General features: G+C 63.8%; 17 protein-coding genes. 14 read left to right on the top strand and 3 right to left on the bottom strand.

Annotated features, from left to right (window positions below; translation table 11 throughout):
* Nucleotides 1–44 precede the first annotated feature (44 nt).
* On the top strand, nt 45–563 hold the full coding sequence (locus OP496_RS08785; protein ID WP_280563215.1) for a disulfide bond formation protein B: 519 nt from the start codon (nt 45–47) through the stop codon (nt 561–563).
* Nucleotides 564–642: 79 nt separating this feature from the next.
* A complete protein-coding gene (gene rsd / locus OP496_RS08780; RefSeq protein WP_280563214.1) occupies nt 643–1,152 on the top strand; it encodes a sigma D regulator in 510 nt (169 codons plus the stop codon).
* 89 nt (nt 1,153–1,241) lie between these two features.
* Here rsd and cra read toward each other — a convergent pair whose 3' ends face one another.
* A complete protein-coding gene (cra, locus tag OP496_RS08775; RefSeq protein ID WP_280563213.1) occupies nt 1,242–2,231 on the bottom strand; it encodes a catabolite repressor/activator in 990 nt (329 codons plus the stop codon).
* A 315-nt stretch (nt 2,232–2,546) separates the two neighbouring features.
* Here cra and ptsP point away from each other — a divergent pair, with 315 nt between their 5' ends.
* The 3 genes from ptsP to fruA are packed head-to-tail and all read left to right on the top strand — an operon-like array spanning nt 2,547 to nt 8,169.
* Entirely contained in the window at nt 2,547–5,423 is a 2,877-nt protein-coding gene (gene ptsP, locus OP496_RS08770; protein ID WP_280563212.1) for a phosphoenolpyruvate--protein phosphotransferase, read from the top strand.
* On the top strand, nt 5,423–6,391 hold the full coding sequence (gene pfkB, locus OP496_RS08765; protein WP_280563211.1) for a 1-phosphofructokinase: 969 nt from the start codon (nt 5,423–5,425) through the stop codon (nt 6,389–6,391). The genes ptsP and pfkB overlap by 1 nt, the downstream gene beginning before the upstream one ends.
* On the top strand, nt 6,388–8,169 hold the full coding sequence (fruA, locus tag OP496_RS08760) for a PTS fructose transporter subunit IIBC (RefSeq protein WP_280563210.1): 1,782 nt from the start codon (nt 6,388–6,390) through the stop codon (nt 8,167–8,169). The genes pfkB and fruA overlap by 4 nt, the downstream gene beginning before the upstream one ends.
* A gap of 254 nt (nt 8,170–8,423) precedes the next feature.
* Here the strand turns inward: fruA and OP496_RS08755 are convergent, their stop codons facing one another.
* A complete protein-coding gene (locus OP496_RS08755; RefSeq protein WP_280563209.1) occupies nt 8,424–9,047 on the bottom strand; it encodes a CoA pyrophosphatase in 624 nt (207 codons plus the stop codon).
* Between the two features lie 48 nt (nt 9,048–9,095).
* Here OP496_RS08755 and OP496_RS08750 point away from each other — a divergent pair, with 48 nt between their 5' ends.
* Nucleotides 9,096–9,653 carry an NUDIX hydrolase gene (locus OP496_RS08750; RefSeq protein WP_280563208.1) on the top strand — a complete coding sequence of 186 codons (558 nt, stop codon included), beginning with the start codon at nt 9,096–9,098 and terminating at the stop codon, nt 9,651–9,653.
* Between the two features lie 5 nt (nt 9,654–9,658).
* Here OP496_RS08750 and OP496_RS08745 read toward each other — a convergent pair whose 3' ends face one another.
* Nucleotides 9,659–9,970 (bottom strand): NGG1p interacting factor NIF3, encoded by a 312-nt coding sequence (locus OP496_RS08745; RefSeq protein WP_280563207.1) that lies wholly within the window; start codon nt 9,968–9,970, stop codon nt 9,659–9,661.
* Nucleotides 9,971–10,094: 124 nt separating this feature from the next.
* Here OP496_RS08745 and ftsB point away from each other — a divergent pair, with 124 nt between their 5' ends.
* From ftsB to OP496_RS08705, 8 genes are read left to right on the top strand one after another with little or no spacing between them, the layout of a single operon-like run.
* Nucleotides 10,095–10,460 (top strand): cell division protein FtsB, encoded by a 366-nt coding sequence (gene ftsB / locus OP496_RS08740; protein ID WP_280563206.1) that lies wholly within the window; start codon nt 10,095–10,097, stop codon nt 10,458–10,460.
* Nucleotides 10,457–11,179, top strand: coding sequence for a 2-C-methyl-D-erythritol 4-phosphate cytidylyltransferase (ispD, locus tag OP496_RS08735; protein WP_280563205.1), 723 nt, complete (start codon nt 10,457–10,459; stop codon nt 11,177–11,179). The genes ftsB and ispD overlap by 4 nt, the downstream gene beginning before the upstream one ends.
* Nucleotides 11,176–11,664 (top strand): 2-C-methyl-D-erythritol 2,4-cyclodiphosphate synthase, encoded by a 489-nt coding sequence (ispF, locus tag OP496_RS08730; RefSeq protein ID WP_280563203.1) that lies wholly within the window; start codon nt 11,176–11,178, stop codon nt 11,662–11,664. The genes ispD and ispF overlap by 4 nt, the downstream gene beginning before the upstream one ends.
* Nucleotides 11,646–12,707, top strand: a complete 1,062-nt coding sequence (locus OP496_RS08725) for a tRNA pseudouridine(13) synthase TruD (protein ID WP_348522003.1) — start codon at nt 11,646–11,648, stop codon at nt 12,705–12,707. Before ispF ends, OP496_RS08725 begins: the two co-directional genes overlap by 19 nt.
* 36 nt (nt 12,708–12,743) lie before the next feature.
* On the top strand, nt 12,744–13,496 hold the full coding sequence (gene surE, locus OP496_RS08720) for a 5'/3'-nucleotidase SurE (RefSeq protein WP_280563201.1): 753 nt from the start codon (nt 12,744–12,746) through the stop codon (nt 13,494–13,496).
* The gene (locus OP496_RS08715) at nt 13,477–14,169 is read left to right on the top strand and encodes a protein-L-isoaspartate(D-aspartate) O-methyltransferase (protein WP_280563200.1); all 693 of its coding nucleotides are present in this window, start codon (nt 13,477–13,479) and stop codon (nt 14,167–14,169) included. Before surE ends, OP496_RS08715 begins: the two co-directional genes overlap by 20 nt.
* Nucleotides 14,166–15,107, top strand: coding sequence for a DUF368 domain-containing protein (locus OP496_RS08710; protein ID WP_280563199.1), 942 nt, complete (start codon nt 14,166–14,168; stop codon nt 15,105–15,107). Before OP496_RS08715 ends, OP496_RS08710 begins: the two co-directional genes overlap by 4 nt.
* Nucleotides 15,100–16,206 (top strand): peptidoglycan DD-metalloendopeptidase family protein, encoded by a 1,107-nt coding sequence (locus OP496_RS08705; RefSeq protein WP_280563197.1) that lies wholly within the window; start codon nt 15,100–15,102, stop codon nt 16,204–16,206. Before OP496_RS08710 ends, OP496_RS08705 begins: the two co-directional genes overlap by 8 nt.
* The last annotated feature ends 14 nt before the right edge of the window (nt 16,207–16,220 follow it).

The following is a 16,220-nucleotide window of genomic DNA, read 5'->3' as shown; positions in this document are numbered from 1 at the left end:
TATCCAGCAAGAGGCTGGTTGAGATTGCCTGAGGAGGCGTGACCATGATTACCCGATTGGCCGCGATGAGCGTGCGTCGAGGCTGCTTGCTGGGCCTGGCGATGTGCGTGCTGATGATGGGCGTGGCTTTGGTATTGCAATATGTTTATGAGCTGACGCCTTGTCCGCTGTGTATTGGGCAGCGTATTGCGGTCTTGCTTGCTGCGCTCGTCTTCGCCGTGGGGGCGGTACATAATCCTGCGGGACGTGTCGGGCGGGGTGTCTATGCCGGCTTGGGCGCTCTGGCGGCAGCCCTGGGCGTGGCGGTTGCCGCGCGCCATGTGTGGTTGCAATCGCTGCCATCGGAAAGCGTGCCTAGTTGCGGTCCAGGGCTGGACTACATGATGGAAGTGCTGCCATTGTGGAACGTCATCTCGCGAGTACTTTCCGGCTCGGGAGAATGTGCCGAAATACACGGCCTGCTGTTGGGCATGTCGATCCCGCAATGGACGCTGGTGGGGTTCGCCGTGCTGCTGCTGACTCCGTTGGGCATGCTGGCCGGTATCGTGCTTCGCCGTCGTTGAGCGGCGGGAAGGCGGCAGGAGAGCCGCTTTCCTCAATGTCAGGGAGTGGCCCGCGCGGCCATGACAGGAGAGATTCATCATGCTGGAAGATACCAAGACGGCCCTCGAGCGTTGGGGTGGTGTTCACACGCTCATTGACCGCTGGCTGCAACAGCGCTACGACATGCTGGTGACGCTGATGGAGTTGCGCGAGGCCTGCGATGCGGAACTGGAAACGGTTTCCAAGGCGCGTATCGATGCCTTCAGCGAAGCCCTGATGGACTACATTAGCGGTGGTCATTTCGAAGTCTATCCGAAGCTGCGTGACGAAGCGGTGGCGTTCGACGACCGAGACGCCCTGGCTCTGGCCGACCGTCTGCTCGAACGGCTTGAGATGTCCACGCAGTTGGTGCTGGAGTTCGACAATGACTACTCGACGCCGACGCGTTGTCAGCATTACGTGACGCGTCTGCCGGCCTGGCTCGAGCGTTTGAGCAAGGCCCTTACCGAGCGCTTCGCGCTCGAGGATCAACTCATCGCACGCTTGCATGCCGAGCATGCGCCAGCTTCCGGCGTTGACGACTCTCCCGCACCGCGCGCCTTGTCGTAAGCGTGGCAAGCGTTCTAGACGTCGAAGCCGGTCACTGCAGACAGCCCGCATCGACGATAGCAGGCGACCTTACCGCAGCGGCTGTCGAATCAGTCGCCGCGTCGCAGTTTGAGGTCGCGCTCGACGATATCCACCCCCGGGCGGTAGTCGCCGCGTGCCGCCTGCATGGCGCGGCTAAGCGCCAGCTCGGCGATGCGGTCATGATGCTGGGGCAGCGAATTGACAGTCACCGGCAGGAAATCCAGCAGGCGGTCGTCGCCGAATGTGGCCAGACGCAGCGCTTCGGGCAACCCTCCTTGTTCGAGCAGTACATCGAAGACCCCATCGAGCAGCACATAAGACGCGGTCACCAGGGCATCGGGAATGCCATGCTCGTCGATCAGGCGCCGCATGAGCGCCGCGCCGGTAGCGCGGTCGTAGCGCGCACCGCTGAGCAATATCGGGTTGTCGAGGGACGCTTCGCGAACCGTTTCCAGAAAGCCTGCGCGCCGTTCCACGCTGATCGATAGTTCCGGCACCGCATCCATCCAGGCGATACGCGCGACATCGGCGTCGAGCACCGAGCGCGTCAAGGCACCTGCGGCCTGGGTGTTGTTGCTGACGACACAGACCACACGCTCCGGGTCGAGGGTGCGGTCGAGCGCGATGATCGGCAGACCGCCCGCCATCAGGTCGGGATAGAACGGGTCGTCCATGGCCAGGCTGCTGGCGACGATCAGGGCATCGCAGCGCTGGGCGCGCAAGGCACGCGCCAGCTCGCGTTCGGTGTCCGGGTCATCGTCCGAGCCGGCGATCAGCAGCTGATAGCCCAGACGACGCGCGCCATTTTCCAGACGTTTGGCCAGGCGGGCGTAACTTGTGTTCTCCAGGTCCGGCACGATGAATCCCAACGTGCGGCTCGCGCCCCGGCGCAGCGCCGCCGCCTGTGCATCGATACGATAATCGTGCTTGGCGACCACGGCCATGACGTGTGCCACCGTCTCGGGGCGGATGCGCCGCTCGGCGGCCTGGCCATTGATCACATAACTGGCAGTGGTGCGTGAGACGCCGGCCAGCCGGGCGATTTCTGCAAGAGTCATGGGTGTATTCCTTGAACGAGCCGACGATGCAAAAGCATCTATTCTAGAGGCTGGCACGCAGTCTTGCTTGCCCGCCCCTGCGAAGGTCTAGTCCCGTTTGGCTTGATAAATCGTGATGAACGTTTCAGCATTGATCCCAAGATAGCTGACACGATTCAGCCCGTCATCTGATTTATCATGTCAAAAGCTGAATGGCCAGATTCAGCGACCGGTGATGCAGGCGCTCTAACGGCGCGACGCTATCAAGACGGGCGTGACCGTTGTCCTTACCCGACGAGCGGATGGCTCCGTTCCGGCGGCATTATGGAGAGTTCCATGCTGACACTGACAAGCGAAGACGTTCTGCTCGACCGGCGTGCCGATGACTGGCGAGATGCCCTGAATCAGGCCGGCGAGTCCTTGGTCGAGGCCGGACGCGTGACGCCCGGTTACCATGATGGGCTGCACGCGCGTGAGACGCAGTCTTCCACCTACCTGGGCAATGGCATTGCCATTCCTCATGGCACCCCGGAGAGCCGCGAATACGTCAAGACCACCGGCGTGCGGGTGCTGCAATTTCCCAATGGCATCGAATGGCATGACGGACAACGCGTCACCCTGCTGGTAACGATCGCCGCGCAGAGCGATGAGCATCTCGATATTCTGCGCCAGTTGACGCACGTGCTCGATCGGGATGGCGTGGCCGAACGCCTGGCCGCTGCCGATAGTCGTGAAGAGATCATTACGCTTTTGTCCAAGGCGCCGGTCGAGGCGCGCCTGGATGCCGATACGCTGTGCCTGGGTTTCCCTGCGCGTGATCGCTTCGAGTTGGCGTTGGCTGCGGCGGCGCGGTTGCGTCAGGTGGGGAGCGTGGATAGCAGCTTCGTGGCCGAGATCAACACGCTGGAGCCGGTGGCACTGGGCCAGGGCCTGTGGCTGGTGAGTAGCGCCCAGGGCGTCATCACGCCGACGCTGGGCGTGGCCACGCCGGAACAGGCCTTCTCGGGCCCCAAAGGGGCAGTCAATGCGGTGTTCTGTCTGGCGGCTCAAGGCGATGCGCATCGCGGATTGCTCGAACGCCTGGGGAATCTGCTGGATGCCGGCGATGGCGAAAGCCTCGCCGATGCCGACGCCGCGACGCTGTTGGCGCGGCTTTCCGGTGAGTCCGCCGAGGCGGATACTGCGCGCGCGACGGTGCTCAATGCCCACGGGCTGCATGCGCGGCCGGCGAAGCAACTGGTGCAGGTGGCCCGACGCCAGGCCATGCCGGTCAAGGTGCGTCTGCTCGAGGGTAGTGCCGAGGCGGTTTCGGCGGCGAGTCTGACCAAGGTCATCGGGTTGGGGGCACGGCGTGGCCAGACGCTGGTGTTCTCTGCCGAAGGTGAGGGTGCCAGCGAGGCGCTGGAAGCCCTCGTCACGGCCATCAGAGATGGCCTCGGCGAGCACGTGACGCCCCTTCAGGAGATGTCGTTCGAGGCGCCCGCTGACGAGGATGAGAGCCTCCCCGCGCCCTTAGAAGACGATGTAGCGCATCCCGCCGTGCCGGCGTCGCCGGGGCTTGCCATCGCGCCGGCTTTCGTGATGCGCACGCCGCGATTCGAGTATCCCGAGCGGGCCGATGGGCTCGACGAAACCCGTCGCGGCGACAGTGCCGCGCAACTGGCGCGCCTCGATGCCGCGATTCAGGAAGCTGCCGAACAGCTTCGTGCCCTGGTGCGAACCGCCCAGGGCGGTGAGGTCGCCGAGATCCTGTCGATGCACGAGGAGATGCTCGACGATCCTGAACTGCGTGAAGCGGCACATGAGTCGTTGAGTACCGGCACGAGTGCCGAGGCGGCGTGGTGGTCGGCCATCGATACTGCCGCCCGCGCCCAGGAAAATCTCGCCGACCGTCTGCTTGCCGAGCGTGCCGCCGACCTGCGTGATGTCGGCCGGCGTGTGCTGGGGATCCTGTGCGGCGTGCGTCTGCCCACGCCGCCGGAGACGCCTTACATTCTGATCACCGATGACGTCGGCCCCTCGGACGTGGCGCGCCTGGATACCGCCAAGGTGCGCGGTCTGGTCACCGCGCGCGGCGGGGCGACGTCGCACAGTGCGATTCTCGCTCGAGCGTTGGGTATTCCTGCCGTGGTGGGTGGCGGCGAATGCGTACTGACGCTGGCCAACGACATTGATGTGATCGTCGATGGCGAGCGTGGCCGCGTGATCCCCGCGCCTTCCGACGAGCGCCGCTCGCGGACCGAGTTACGCCTGAAAGAGTATGAAATGCGCGAGCGCGAGGCCTATGCGGCGCGCCATGAGGAAGCGCGCACGCAGGACGGTCACCGTGTCGAAGTCGCCGCCAACTTGGGTAATACGGCCCACGCGGCGGATGCTGTCGAACGTGGCGCCGAGGGCGTGGGGCTACTGCGTACCGAGTTCGTGTTCATGGCGCACCCCGAGGCGCCGGATCTGGACACTCAGATCGCCGAATATCGCCAGGCCATCGATGCCTTCGACGGTCGCCCGTTGGTTGCCCGCACGTTGGATGTCGGCGGCGACAAGCCGTTGCCTTACTGGCCGCTGCCGCCGGAGGACAACCCGTTTCTCGGCCTGCGCGGCATTCGTCTGGCGCTGACGCGTCCCGAGGTGCTCGAGACGCAGTTGCGTGCCCTGCTTACGGCGGCGGGCGACCGTCCGTTGCGGATCATGTTCCCGATGGTCAAGGACATCGCCGAGTTCCGCGCCGCCCGTGAGATCTTCGATCGCGTGCAGGCCGAGGTACAGGCCGGTGACGTGCAACTGGGGGTGATGATCGAAATTCCCTCGTGCGCGTTGCTGGCGCCGACTCTGGCCGCCGAGGTCGATTTCTTCTCCATCGGTACCAATGACCTGACCCAGTACACCCTGGCCATCGACCGTGGCCACGCCGAGCTCTCGGCTCAGGCCGATGGGCTGCATCCCGCAGTGTTGGCGCTGATTCGCATGACCGTCGAGGCCGCACATGCACAGGGCAAATGGGTGGGCGTGTGTGGTGAACTGGCCAGCGACGCCCAAGCGGTGCCCGTGCTGCTGGGGCTGGGCGTCGATGAGCTTTCGGTCTCGGCGCGGCAGGTGCCGATGGTCAAGGCACGGTTGCGTGAACTGACTCTCGAGGTGGCTCGCCAGCACGCCGAGCTGGCCCTGAGCCAGTCGACTGGCGATGCCGTGCGTGAAGCGCTGGAGGCCCTCTGATGGCGCGTGTACTGACGTTGACCCTCAATCCCGCGCTGGATCTGGCGATTCATTTGCCCTCGCTCACCCTGGGGGCAGTCAATCGCACTGGGGCCACGCATCTCGAGGCGGCGGGAAAAGGCGTCAACGTTGCCCGGGTGCTGAAAGCGCTGGGCCATGAGGTGGCGGTCTCGGGCTTTCTGGGCGCACACAACGACGGTGCCTTCGTGCGCGCTTTCGCCGACTGGAACCTGGAGGACGCCTTCCTGCGGCTGGCCGGAGAAACGCGCATCAACGCCAAGCTCGCCGAAGCCGAGGGACGTGTCACCGATATCAATGGCCCCGGTCTCGAGGTTGCGCACGATGATCTTGCACGGCTTTATGCCGCGCTCGAGGCGCGGGTAATGGATGCCGCGAGGTGCCCCGATGCGGTGGTCATTGCCGGTAGCTTACCGCCGGGCGTGTCGCCCGACGATCTGGCGGTCTTGATCGACTGGCTGCGCGAGTACGACGTGCCGGTCTGGGTAGATACTAGCGGCGCGGCGTTGAACGCCGCGATTGCCGCCATGCCCAATGCCGTCAAACCCAATGAGACGGAATTGGCCGAGTGGTCCGGTGAGCCGCTGGAAGATGCCGCTTCGCGATTGGCCGCCGCTACACGCTTGCATGCGTCAGGCACCGAACACGCTCTGGTGTCGCTGGGCGGCGAGGGCGTGTTGTGGGTCGGCCCCGAAAGGGCCTGGCAGGCCACACCGCCGCGCGTCGAGGTCGCGAGTACGGTGTGCGCCGGCGATACCTTGCTGGCGGTGATGCTCCACGGCCGGCTCGCGGGTCTCACCGCCGAGGCCACCTTGCGCCTGGCGACGGCGCTATCCGCCGAGGCGGTACGCCATGTCGGGGTGGGCGATGTGCATGCCCCGGATCTAGACCAACTCCAACAAAATACGTGCGTGCGTCGGCTCGACGATAACGCGAGGGAGGACTCATGAAAGCGATCCTTATCACGGCCTGCCCGAGTGGCGTGGCGACGACGTTTCTGGCGGCCCGACGCCTCGAGCAAGCCGCCCGGCGTCGCGGTTGGCAGGTCACGGTGGAAATGCACGGCGAACTCGAGCCGCCACAGCCGGTTTCCGAGGCGGAGCTGCGTGATGCCGAACTAATTATCGTAGCCGCCGACCACGTGCCGGAAGCCTCTCGCTTCACGGACAAGCGCCTATTCCAGGCGCCCATCGCCGAGGCGCTGCCCGATCCGGAGGCATTCCTGTCACGTGCCGAGCGCGAGGCCGAACGCTTCGCTGGCGATGACACAGCAGCGCCACAGGCAGCGTCCACGAACGCCGCCGAGGGCGGCGATGGTCAAGGCCAGCGTATTGTCGCGGTGACGGCGTGTCCGACGGGGGTGGCGCATACCTTCATGGCCGCCGAGGCGCTGGAAGAGGCTGGACGCGGCCTGGGTCATCATATCCGCGTCGAAACCCAAGGCTCGGTCGGGGCGCAGAATGAGCTTAGCGAGGCGGACATCGCGGCGGCCGATGTGGTGCTGCTGGCCTGCGATATCGAAGTCAACGACGAGCGCTTTGCAGGCAAACGCATCTACCGAACGTCGACTGGCAATGCGCTCAAGAAGGCTCGACAGACCGTGCAAGAAGCCCTTGCCGAAGCCGACGTGGAGAGCCAGGGCAGCGTTGCTGCGTCCGGCGACAAAGCCGCTGGCAAAGGCAAGAGCGTCAAGGACAAAGGGGTCTACAAGCACCTGCTCACCGGGGTTTCGTTCATGCTGCCGATGGTGGTCGCCGGTGGCTTGTGCATCGCCCTCTCGTTCGTGTTCGGTATCGAGGCCTTCAAGGAAGAGGGCACCCTTGCGGCAGCCCTGATGCAGATCGGTGGCGATACCGCCTTTGCCTTGATGGTACCGGTCCTCGCGGGTTATATCGCCTACTCCATCGCCGACCGGCCAGGGATCGCGCCCGGCATGATCGGTGGCATGCTGGCCAGCAATATCGGCGCGGGTTTCATCGGCGGTATTCTTGCCGGCTTCCTGGCCGGTTATGCCGCCCATGCGATCACCCGGTATCTCAAGCTGCCGGCGAGTGTGGAATCGCTCAAGCCGATCCTGATCATTCCCTTGCTGGCGAGTCTGTTCACCGGGCTGGTGATGATCTACATCATCGGCACGCCGGTGGCGGGCTTGCTCAACGCCTTGACTTCGTTCCTCGACAGCATGGGCTCGACCAATGCCGTGCTGCTGGGTCTGCTGCTCGGCGGGATGATGTGCGTCGACATGGGCGGACCGGTCAACAAGGCGGCGTATACCTTCGGTGTGGGTCTGTTGTCGAGCGAGACCTATGCGCCGATGGCGGCCATCATGGCAGCGGGGATGGTACCGCCGCTGGCGATTGGGATCGCCAGCATGCTGGCCAAGCGCAAGTTCGATGAAACCGAGCGCGAGGGGGGCAAGGCGGCTTTCGTGTTGGGGCTTTGCTTCATTACCGAAGGCGCGATTCCCTTCGCCGCCAAGGACCCTTTGCGTGTGTTGCCGGTATGCATCGTCGGCGGGGCCGTGACCGGGGCCTTGTCGATGTATTTCGGCATTCAGTTGATGGCGCCGCACGGTGGACTCTTCGTGCTGCTGATTCCCCATGCGGTCAATCTGGCGCTGTTGTATCTCATGTCCATTGCGGTGGGTGCGGTGATCGCCGGGGTGGCGTATGCCGTCATCAAGCCGGGCGTCTCTGCCATGCCGGTCGAGGAGAAAGTGGCGTCTTGATACGCCGCTTGCGCGATGCGCCCGCCAACGAGGGCGTCGCCAATGCAAGGAGCGCCTCTTAGGGCGCTCCTTCTATCGCGCCAAGTTGGCCAGCGCGGACTTCGTCGTGCGCCAGTGGCTGCCCATAGGGAGGGCACAATTGGCTGCGATCGAGGCCGAGCCTGGCGTGTTTGACGACGCGTGGTGAGGCGGCGCCTTTAACGGGCCGGGTCGATGGTGCTGCTCAGCGAAGTGTGCGGTGGAACCAGCCGGTATCAAGGCCGTGGCGGGGGTGGTGCGGGCAGATGCCGCAACGGACTACCGAGGGGCGCACGGTCGAGGCTGATGGGGCGCTCGAATCCCACCGCCAGCAGTTCGACCAGCATCATCGCCGACAGGCCCCATATGACATGATTGGCGTAAGCATAGCTGGGCACATAATAAGTGTGCTCGCCGTGACGGATGACATCCGTGTGGCTACGGCGATCCTCGAGGAACCACGCCAATGGCACTTCGAAAATGGTATCCAGCTCATTATGGTCCGGTACCAGTGGAAGGCCGGGCGGAATCAAGCCGACGAACGGCGTCACGCAGATGCCGTGACGTGAGGTGATATCGCTTAGCCGGCCGAGGCGTGCGACTTGCGCGGGCGGCAGGGCGATCTCCTCATGCGCCTCGCGCAAGGCCGTGGCCCACAAGTCGGCATCCTCGGGTTCGACCTTGCCACCGGGAAACGCAACTTGTCCGCCATGCTGCGCGAGATGGCCGGCACGGCGTGTCAGCACGAGCGTGGGCTCGCGGCGCTCGATGATCGCAAGCAGCACTGCGGCTCTGGGCATGTCGGCGTTCAACTGGCGCGGCTGATGCGCTTGCAGGCGTTCGCGCAGTGTCTCTAACATGTTGCTTTTCACCTAATTGGGCGCCATATCGCTCGCCCGAGGACGACCATGAATTTCTGTAGCCATTGTGGCCAAACCGTGCGTTTCGCGATTCCCGAGGGCGACGATCGCGGGCGTTTTCTCTGCGATGCCTGCGGCACCATCCATTATCAGAATCCGCGCATCGTGGCCGGTACCTTACCGGTAGCGGGCGAGCGCGTCTTGCTGTGCCGGCGTGCGATCGCGCCTCGCATGGGCTACTGGACGCTGCCTGCCGGCTTCATGGAAAACGGCGAAACCACGTCCGAAGCCGCCACGCGCGAGACACGCGAGGAAGCCTGCGCCGATGTCGACCTCGAAGGCCTTTATACGCTCATCAATCTGCCACACATCAACCAGGTCTACATGATCTTCCGTGGCGCACTGCGCGGCGACTATGCGTCCGGCCCGGAGAGTCTCGAGGTGGCGCTGTTCGAGGAAGCCGAGATTCCCTGGCACGAGTTGGCCTTCCCGACCATCGAACGCACCTTGCGCCACTATTTCGACGATCGCCGGGGCGGTGACTACTCGCTTCACGTGAGCGACATCACCGCCGAAGACCGCGAACGTTATCTGGGCAGCGCGTAACGCGCCTAAACGTTTGCAAGATGCCACGCCTCATATGCCGGCTCCTCGTACGGATGAGCCAGCTTGAGCGCCGCCACGGCGGCTTCCAGGTGATCGTCCTCGCACACCAGCTCGACCTTCAATTCCTCGACATGGCTGAGCGTACCGACCTGGCCGATATGTGGGTCGGCGCCGTCGAGGGGGCGAAACTGGCCCTGTCCTGGCGTCTGGAAGCAGCAGGCTTCGTAGCCGCCGATGCGCCCGGCGCCGGTAGCGAAAACCGCTTCCTTGACGCTTTCGGCGTCGTCCATGGGAACGAAAAACGCGAGTTTGTACATATGGGGCTCCTTGACGTCGCGCTCAGCGGGGCGATCGTACGGCGACGGCTCGCCGCGTGGACTGCGCAGGTGCCTTGATGATGGCATAATGCTGGGCAGCTGTCGGTCCAAAACGGAACCAACGATGTTGAAGTGGATATGCATAGCGCTGGTGGTACTGATCGGTCTACTGCAGTATCACCTGTGGTTCGGTGAAGGGGGAGTGCGTGAACTCAACCATATTCGTCACCGTGCCGATGTGCTCGAAGAAAAAAACGACCGGCTGCAGGCGCGCAACGATCGCCTGGCGGCGGAGGTGATCGATCTCAAGAAAGGGCTCGATGCCATCGAGGAACGGGCACGTAGCGATTTGGGCATGGTACGCCGTGACGAGCAGTTTTTCTGGGTGCCCGGCGTAACCGCCGAGCGCTCCATCGTCGAACAAAGTGCCACGACGGTACGCGGTGACCCCGAAAAGGCGGCGGCGATGCCCGAGGAGGCTGCGCCGTGAGTCGATTGTGGTTGATCGTGCCGGCGGCAGGGCAAGGCCGCCGCATGGGCGTCGCCTTGCCCAAGCAGTATCTCGACATCGCAGGCCGGCCGGTACTGGCGCATACCTTGGCGCGTTTGCACGCCGCCTTTCCGGACGCGGCGCTGCGCCTGTGCCTCGATGCCGACGACGCGCGCTTCTCGCCTGCGTGGGTTCCCTTTGCCGACTGGCAGCGCGTTTCCGGTGGCCATGAACGTGCTGATTCGGTGGCGAACGCGCTGGCCTCGCTCGAGGGTATCGCGGCGGATGACGACCTGGTGTTGGTCCACGACGTCGCGCGTCCTTGCGTCGCGCTCTATGACTTGCGTCGCCTGCTCTCGGAGCTTGAAACCTCACCCGATGGCGGGCTGCTGGCGGCGCCTGTGGCGGACACCATGAAGCGCGCCGATGCCGACGGCCATGTCGTGCATACCGTGTCGCGCGAGGGATTATGGCATGCCATGACCCCGCAAGGCGCTTCCTATCGCGTACTGTGCCGGGCATTCGCGCATGCTCGCGACACGCGCGTGGCGCTCACCGACGAGGCTTCGGCACTCGAGGCGCTGGGTCTGGCGCCGCGCTTGGTGCCCGGCCGTCGGGATAATCTCAAGATTACACATCCCGAGGATCTTTCCCTCGCCACGCGGCTTCTCAGCGAAATCGCGTGCGATGCCCCGCTTTCCGACGAGACATGTTCATGACGCTACGTATTGGTCACGGTTTTGATGTGCACCGCTTCGGCGATGGCGATCACCTGATGATCGGCGGCGTGCGCATCGCGCATACGCACGGTTTCATCGCCCATTCGGACGGCGACGTCCTGTTGCACGCGCTGTGCGATGCGCTGCTCGGGGCCTGCGGCTTGGGCGATATCGGCCATCATTTTCCCGATACCGACGCGACCTGGGAAGGTGCCGACAGTCGCGAATTGCTGCGTCGGGTATATGACCAAGTCGCTGCCGCGGGCTATCGGATCGTCAACCTGGATACGACTGTGATCGCCCAGGCGCCGCGTCTGGGCGATCATATCGCGCTGATGCGCACGCGTATTGCCGAGACGCTCGGTGCGGCGGAAGACGCCGTCAACGTCAAGGCGACCACCAGCGAGCGGCTCGGTTTTACCGGGCGCAAGGAAGGTATCGCCGCCGAGGCGGTGGTGCTGCTGATATGCGCGGACGCAACATGAGCGATATGTCGCTTTGGCCACCTGAATGGCCGTATGCTCACGGTGGACCGCTGGCCCCGGGCGATTTTCGCATGACACCTGATGATTTCATCGTCGAAGAAGTGTTCGACTTCGTGCCCGAAGGGCAGGGTGAACACCTCTGGCTGTGGATCGAGAAGCGCGGTCTGACGACGCCGGAAGCCGCCAAGCATGTGGCGCGAGTGTGTGGCGTGCGTCCGCGTGACGTGGGCTATAGCGGCCTCAAGGACCGCGTCGCGGTTACCCGGCAATGGCTCTCAGTGCATCTCCCCGGGCGTGATGCCCCTGACGCATTCGCTACCCAGCTCAGTGACATGGGCATGGTGGTGCACGATGCGCGACGTCATCCACGCAAGCTCAAGCGCGGCGTGCATCGTGCCAACCATTTTACGCTTCGTCTGAGCGGCGAGATTGCCGCACATCCCGACTTGGCGCGTCGTTGGCGAACCCTTTGCGCGGATGGCGTGCCCAATTACTTCGGTCCGCAACGCTTCGGTCGCGAAGGGCGCAATTTGATACTTGCTCAGAAGGCCTTTGTACGCGGTTGGCGCAAGCGTGACGACCCGCATGGGATGCAGCTTTCGGCGGCGCGTAGCTTCCTGTTCAATGAGGTGCTGGCTACGCGCCTGCGCGCGCAGACCTGGCGGACGCCACGTCCGGGGGATGTGCTGGCGCTGGCGGGAACGGCCAGCCGTTTTGCGGCCGACGAGATTGACGTCGCCTTGCACGAACGCGCGGCGCGCGGCGATGTCACGCCCACCGGCCCGATGTGGGGGCGCGGGCGTCTGGAGAGTGGCGCAGAGGTGGCTGAAGAAGAAACGCGCCTCGTGGCGCGGCATGAAGCACTCATGCAGGGACTGGAAGCCGCCGGCGTACGCATGGATCGGCGTCCGCTATGCGTGCCGCTTGACGCACCATCGCTGGCACATGAAGCCCCCAACCGGGTGACGCTTGGCTTTGGCTTGCCGCGTGGGGCCTTCGCGACCTCTGTATTGCGAGAATTGCTGCATCACCCGTTGCTGTGAAGGGATATCGGCTATCAGACAAGCAAGAGGATAGATATGCGCAAGTTACTGTTATCCAACGATGATGGCGTCCATGCGCCGGGGCTGCGGGCGCTTCATGATGCGCTCTCGGCACATGGGCGCCTGCGTGTGGTGGCTCCGGACCGTGACAAGAGCGGCGCCAGCAATTCGCTGACGCTGACGCGCCCCCTGGCGTTGACGGCCCTCGATAACGGCTTCTATTCAGTCGACGGCACGCCGGCCGATTGCGTGTATCTGGGCGTCAACGGGGTCTGGGACGAGAAACCTGACCTGGTGATCTCGGGTATCAATCATGGCGGCAATCTGGGCGATGACGTGCTGTATTCGGGCACCGTGGCCGCCGCCATGGAAGGACGCAATTTAGGCATGGCGGCGATTGCCGTATCGCTTTGCGGCGAGCGCTATTTCGAGACGGCCGGCCGCGTCGCGTCGACCTTGATGGGGGCGGCGGAGTCACTGTCGTTGCCCCCGCGGAGTCTGCTCAACGTCAATGTGCCGGACGTGCCTTGGGAAGATATTCAGGGAGTACGCGTGACGCGGATGGGATATCGTGGCCCTGCGGCCCAGCCGATGAAGGTGAAAGATCCGCGTGGCCGCGAGCGTTATTGGATTGCCGCCGTCGGCGATAACGCCGATGATGGAGCGGACACCGATTTCGCGGCCATCGAAGCGGGATACGTGTCGATCACGCCCCTTCAGACCGATCTCACACGCCACACAGCGTTGGACGACGTACGGAACTGGCTGGATGCATTGTCGAATTCCTGACTCACACGATACAACACACCGACTCGGTGGCATCGGTATGACCTCACAGCGTACTCGCAATCGCTTGATACGGCGGCTGCAAGCAAACGGCATCCGTGACGCACGAGTGCTCGATACCATGGCTCGTGAGCCGCGTCACGTCTTCCTCGACGAGGCGCTGGCGCACCGCGCCTATGAAGATACCGCCTTGCCGCTGGGGCAGGGGCAGACGCTCTCGCAACCATGGATCGTGGCGCGCATGACCGAGTTGGTGCTGGCCGCGCAGCCGCGACGCGTGTTGGAAGTCGGGACCGGCTCGGGCTACCAGACGTTGATTCTGGCGCGTCTGGTGGAGTCGGTATGGAGCATCGAGCGCATCGGTGCGCTGCATCGCAGTGCGACTTCACGCCTGTCCATGCTGGGCGTTGATAACGTGGGCCTGCGACATGAAGACGGCGGACATGGATGGCCTCAGGCGGCCCCTTTCGATGTCATTCTGCTTACTGCCTGCGCCAGCGAGCTACCTCCGGAGCTATTGTCTCAGTTGGATGATGGGGGGGAATTGATCGCACCGCTGGAAGATGAGGCGGGCCGCCAATGGCTGACACGCGTGCGGCGTCGCGGCGCCACCTTCGAACGTACGCGGCTCGAGCAGGTCAGATTCGTACCGCTACTGGAAGGGGTCATAAAATGAAGCGTTACCTGACGCTTTTCTGCAAGGGCGCCGGGATGGGCGCCGCGGACGCGGTACCCGGAGTGTCCGGCGGCACCATTGCCTTCATCACGGGCATCTACGAGGAGTTGATCCACTCGATCAAGCAATTCGGCCCACGTGCCTTTGGGGCGTGGCGTCGCGGTGGTCTGGCGGGGCTCGCTGGGCATCTCAATCTGGCGTTTCTGCTGCCTCTGATGCTGGGGATCGTGGCGAGCCTGGTGAGTGTCGCGCATCTCGTGACCTGGCTGCTCGATCATCATCAGCTACTGCTCAATGCATTTTTCTTCGGCCTGGTACTGGCCTCGGCCATTGTCGTAGGCCGACAGGTCGGTCACTGGCAGTGGCAGCACATCTTTCCGTTGATTCTGGGCGTCTGTGTGGCCTTGTGGCTGCCCAGCCTGTTGCCGGCGCCCACCGAGGCCAGTCAGTGGGTATTGTTGGTGGGTGGCGCCATCGCCATCAGTGCGATGCTCCTGCCGGGCGTCTCGGGGAGCTTCCTGCTATTGGTGATGGGGCTTTATGGGACAGTCATGGAGGGCGTCAAGAGTGCCGACCTGGCCTTGATCGCGACCTTCGGCGCGGGCTGTGTCATCGGCTTGATGGTGTTCTCGCGGGTCCTGTCGTGGCTTTTTCATCACTACCGACTGGGAACGCTCCTGACCTTGGTCGGCTTCATTCTCGGCTCGTTGCCGCAACTCTGGCCATGGCGCCAATTGGTCAGCTATCGCCTGGCAAGTGGCGACAAGATCGTGCCGCTCGAATATCGCTATCTCATACCTTCGGACTACAGCGTGATCACCGGTGAGCCGGCCCAGTTGCTGACGGCGGTCGCTTTGATGATCGCCGGCCTGGTGCTGGTCATGGTCATCGGCGAACGCAGTCCTTCCCCGTTTAAAGAGGACCGAACCCATGTCTGACGCTCGTCGACTACTGCCCGCGCTGGGACTCGTGGCGTTGGGATTGGCGGGATGCGCAAGCTCCAGCGGCGCGCCCCAAGTGCAGGATCTCTCGGTCAGTCGTAATAGCGACCCGCCGAGTTCTTATACCGTCAAGTCGGGTGACACCTTGTATGGCATTGCCTGGCAGAACAACCTCGATTTCCGTAACTTGGCGCAACTCAATGATATTACGCCGCCCTATCGCCTCGAGCCTGGACAAACGTTACGCCTGACCCCCGATGGCGCCGCCCGGGCGGCGTCAAGTGAAGCGTCCGACGAGACAAGTGGCGCGACCGCAACGCCGCTGGGCAGTGATGCCGATACGACCGGGGGCGCTCAGGACGATGACTGGCTGGCGCCGGCGGATAGCACGTCGTCGCAAGGTCGCGACCTGGCAGCCGCCTCCATCGACGCGCAGGCCATAGGGGCCGCCTCCGAGGCCAGCAAAAGCGGTGCGCCGGGGCCGGTCTACGATACGGACGATGCGGCCGACGAGTCTGCGCGCGATGACGAAAACGAGAGCGACGCCTCGGGCGCGTCAGCCGCCAGCGATGAGCAGCAGGAGACGCAAGCCGATAGTGCGAGTACGGACGACCAGGCGACGGGCGACGAATCATCCGAACCCACCCGCGAGGCTGGCACGAGCGTTGCTGGTGAAAGCGACGCCACGACCGACCGCTCGCAACGCGAGTACCAGCCGGTCGAAAATGTGGCTTGGCAGTGGCCTACAGAGGGCGATGTCGTCAACGGTTTCGACGACAATTCCACCGTGACGGCCGGCATTGATATCGCCGGTGAAAAGGGGCAACCTGTCAAGGCAGCGGGTCCGGGTATCGTGGTATATGCCGGTAGTGGTGTCCGCGGATATGGCAACCTCATCATTCTCAAGCATAACGACCATTTCCTGAGTGCTTACGCGCATAATGATACGTTGCGCGTGGAGGAAAACGATGTCGTCGAGGCAGGAGAAGTCATTGCCACCATGGGCGATACCGATGCCGACCGTGTCAAGCTGCATTTCGAGGTGCGCCAGGACGGCCAGCCTCAAGACCCAATGGAGTACCTGCCGCCGCATTGAGCACGGCAGGACTC

It is taken from the genome of Chromohalobacter sp. 48-RD10 (genome assembly GCF_029889785.1).
Classification (GTDB): domain Bacteria; phylum Pseudomonadota; class Gammaproteobacteria; order Pseudomonadales; family Halomonadaceae; genus Chromohalobacter.
Note: the sequence above shows the minus strand (reverse complement) of the source record. Positions and strands in the feature narration are given on the sequence as shown.

Coding starts and splice junctions, on each gene's coding strand:
- OP496_RS08715 (WP_280563200.1), top strand. CDS start 13,477: ATGCATTGTCGAATTCCTGACTCACACGATACAACACACCGACTCGGT.
- OP496_RS08750 (WP_280563208.1), top strand. CDS start 9,096: ATGAATTTCTGTAGCCATTGTGGCCAAACCGTGCGTTTCGCGATTCCC.
- pfkB (WP_280563211.1), top strand. CDS start 5,423: ATGGCGCGTGTACTGACGTTGACCCTCAATCCCGCGCTGGATCTGGCG.
- OP496_RS08785 (WP_280563215.1), top strand. CDS start 45: ATGATTACCCGATTGGCCGCGATGAGCGTGCGTCGAGGCTGCTTGCTG.
- OP496_RS08745 (WP_280563207.1), bottom strand. CDS start 9,970: ATGTACAAACTCGCGTTTTTCGTTCCCATGGACGACGCCGAAAGCGTC.
- OP496_RS08755 (WP_280563209.1), bottom strand. CDS start 9,047: ATGTTAGAGACACTGCGCGAACGCCTGCAAGCGCATCAGCCGCGCCAG.
- OP496_RS08705 (WP_280563197.1), top strand. CDS start 15,100: ATGTCTGACGCTCGTCGACTACTGCCCGCGCTGGGACTCGTGGCGTTG.
- OP496_RS08725 (WP_348522003.1), top strand. CDS start 11,646: ATGCGCGGACGCAACATGAGCGATATGTCGCTTTGGCCACCTGAATGG.
- surE (WP_280563201.1), top strand. CDS start 12,744: ATGCGCAAGTTACTGTTATCCAACGATGATGGCGTCCATGCGCCGGGG.
- ispF (WP_280563203.1), top strand. CDS start 11,176: ATGACGCTACGTATTGGTCACGGTTTTGATGTGCACCGCTTCGGCGAT.
- OP496_RS08710 (WP_280563199.1), top strand. CDS start 14,166: ATGAAGCGTTACCTGACGCTTTTCTGCAAGGGCGCCGGGATGGGCGCC.
- cra (WP_280563213.1), bottom strand. CDS start 2,231: ATGACTCTTGCAGAAATCGCCCGGCTGGCCGGCGTCTCACGCACCACT.
- fruA (WP_280563210.1), top strand. CDS start 6,388: ATGAAAGCGATCCTTATCACGGCCTGCCCGAGTGGCGTGGCGACGACG.
- rsd (WP_280563214.1), top strand. CDS start 643: ATGCTGGAAGATACCAAGACGGCCCTCGAGCGTTGGGGTGGTGTTCAC.
- ptsP (WP_280563212.1), top strand. CDS start 2,547: ATGCTGACACTGACAAGCGAAGACGTTCTGCTCGACCGGCGTGCCGAT.
- ftsB (WP_280563206.1), top strand. CDS start 10,095: ATGTTGAAGTGGATATGCATAGCGCTGGTGGTACTGATCGGTCTACTG.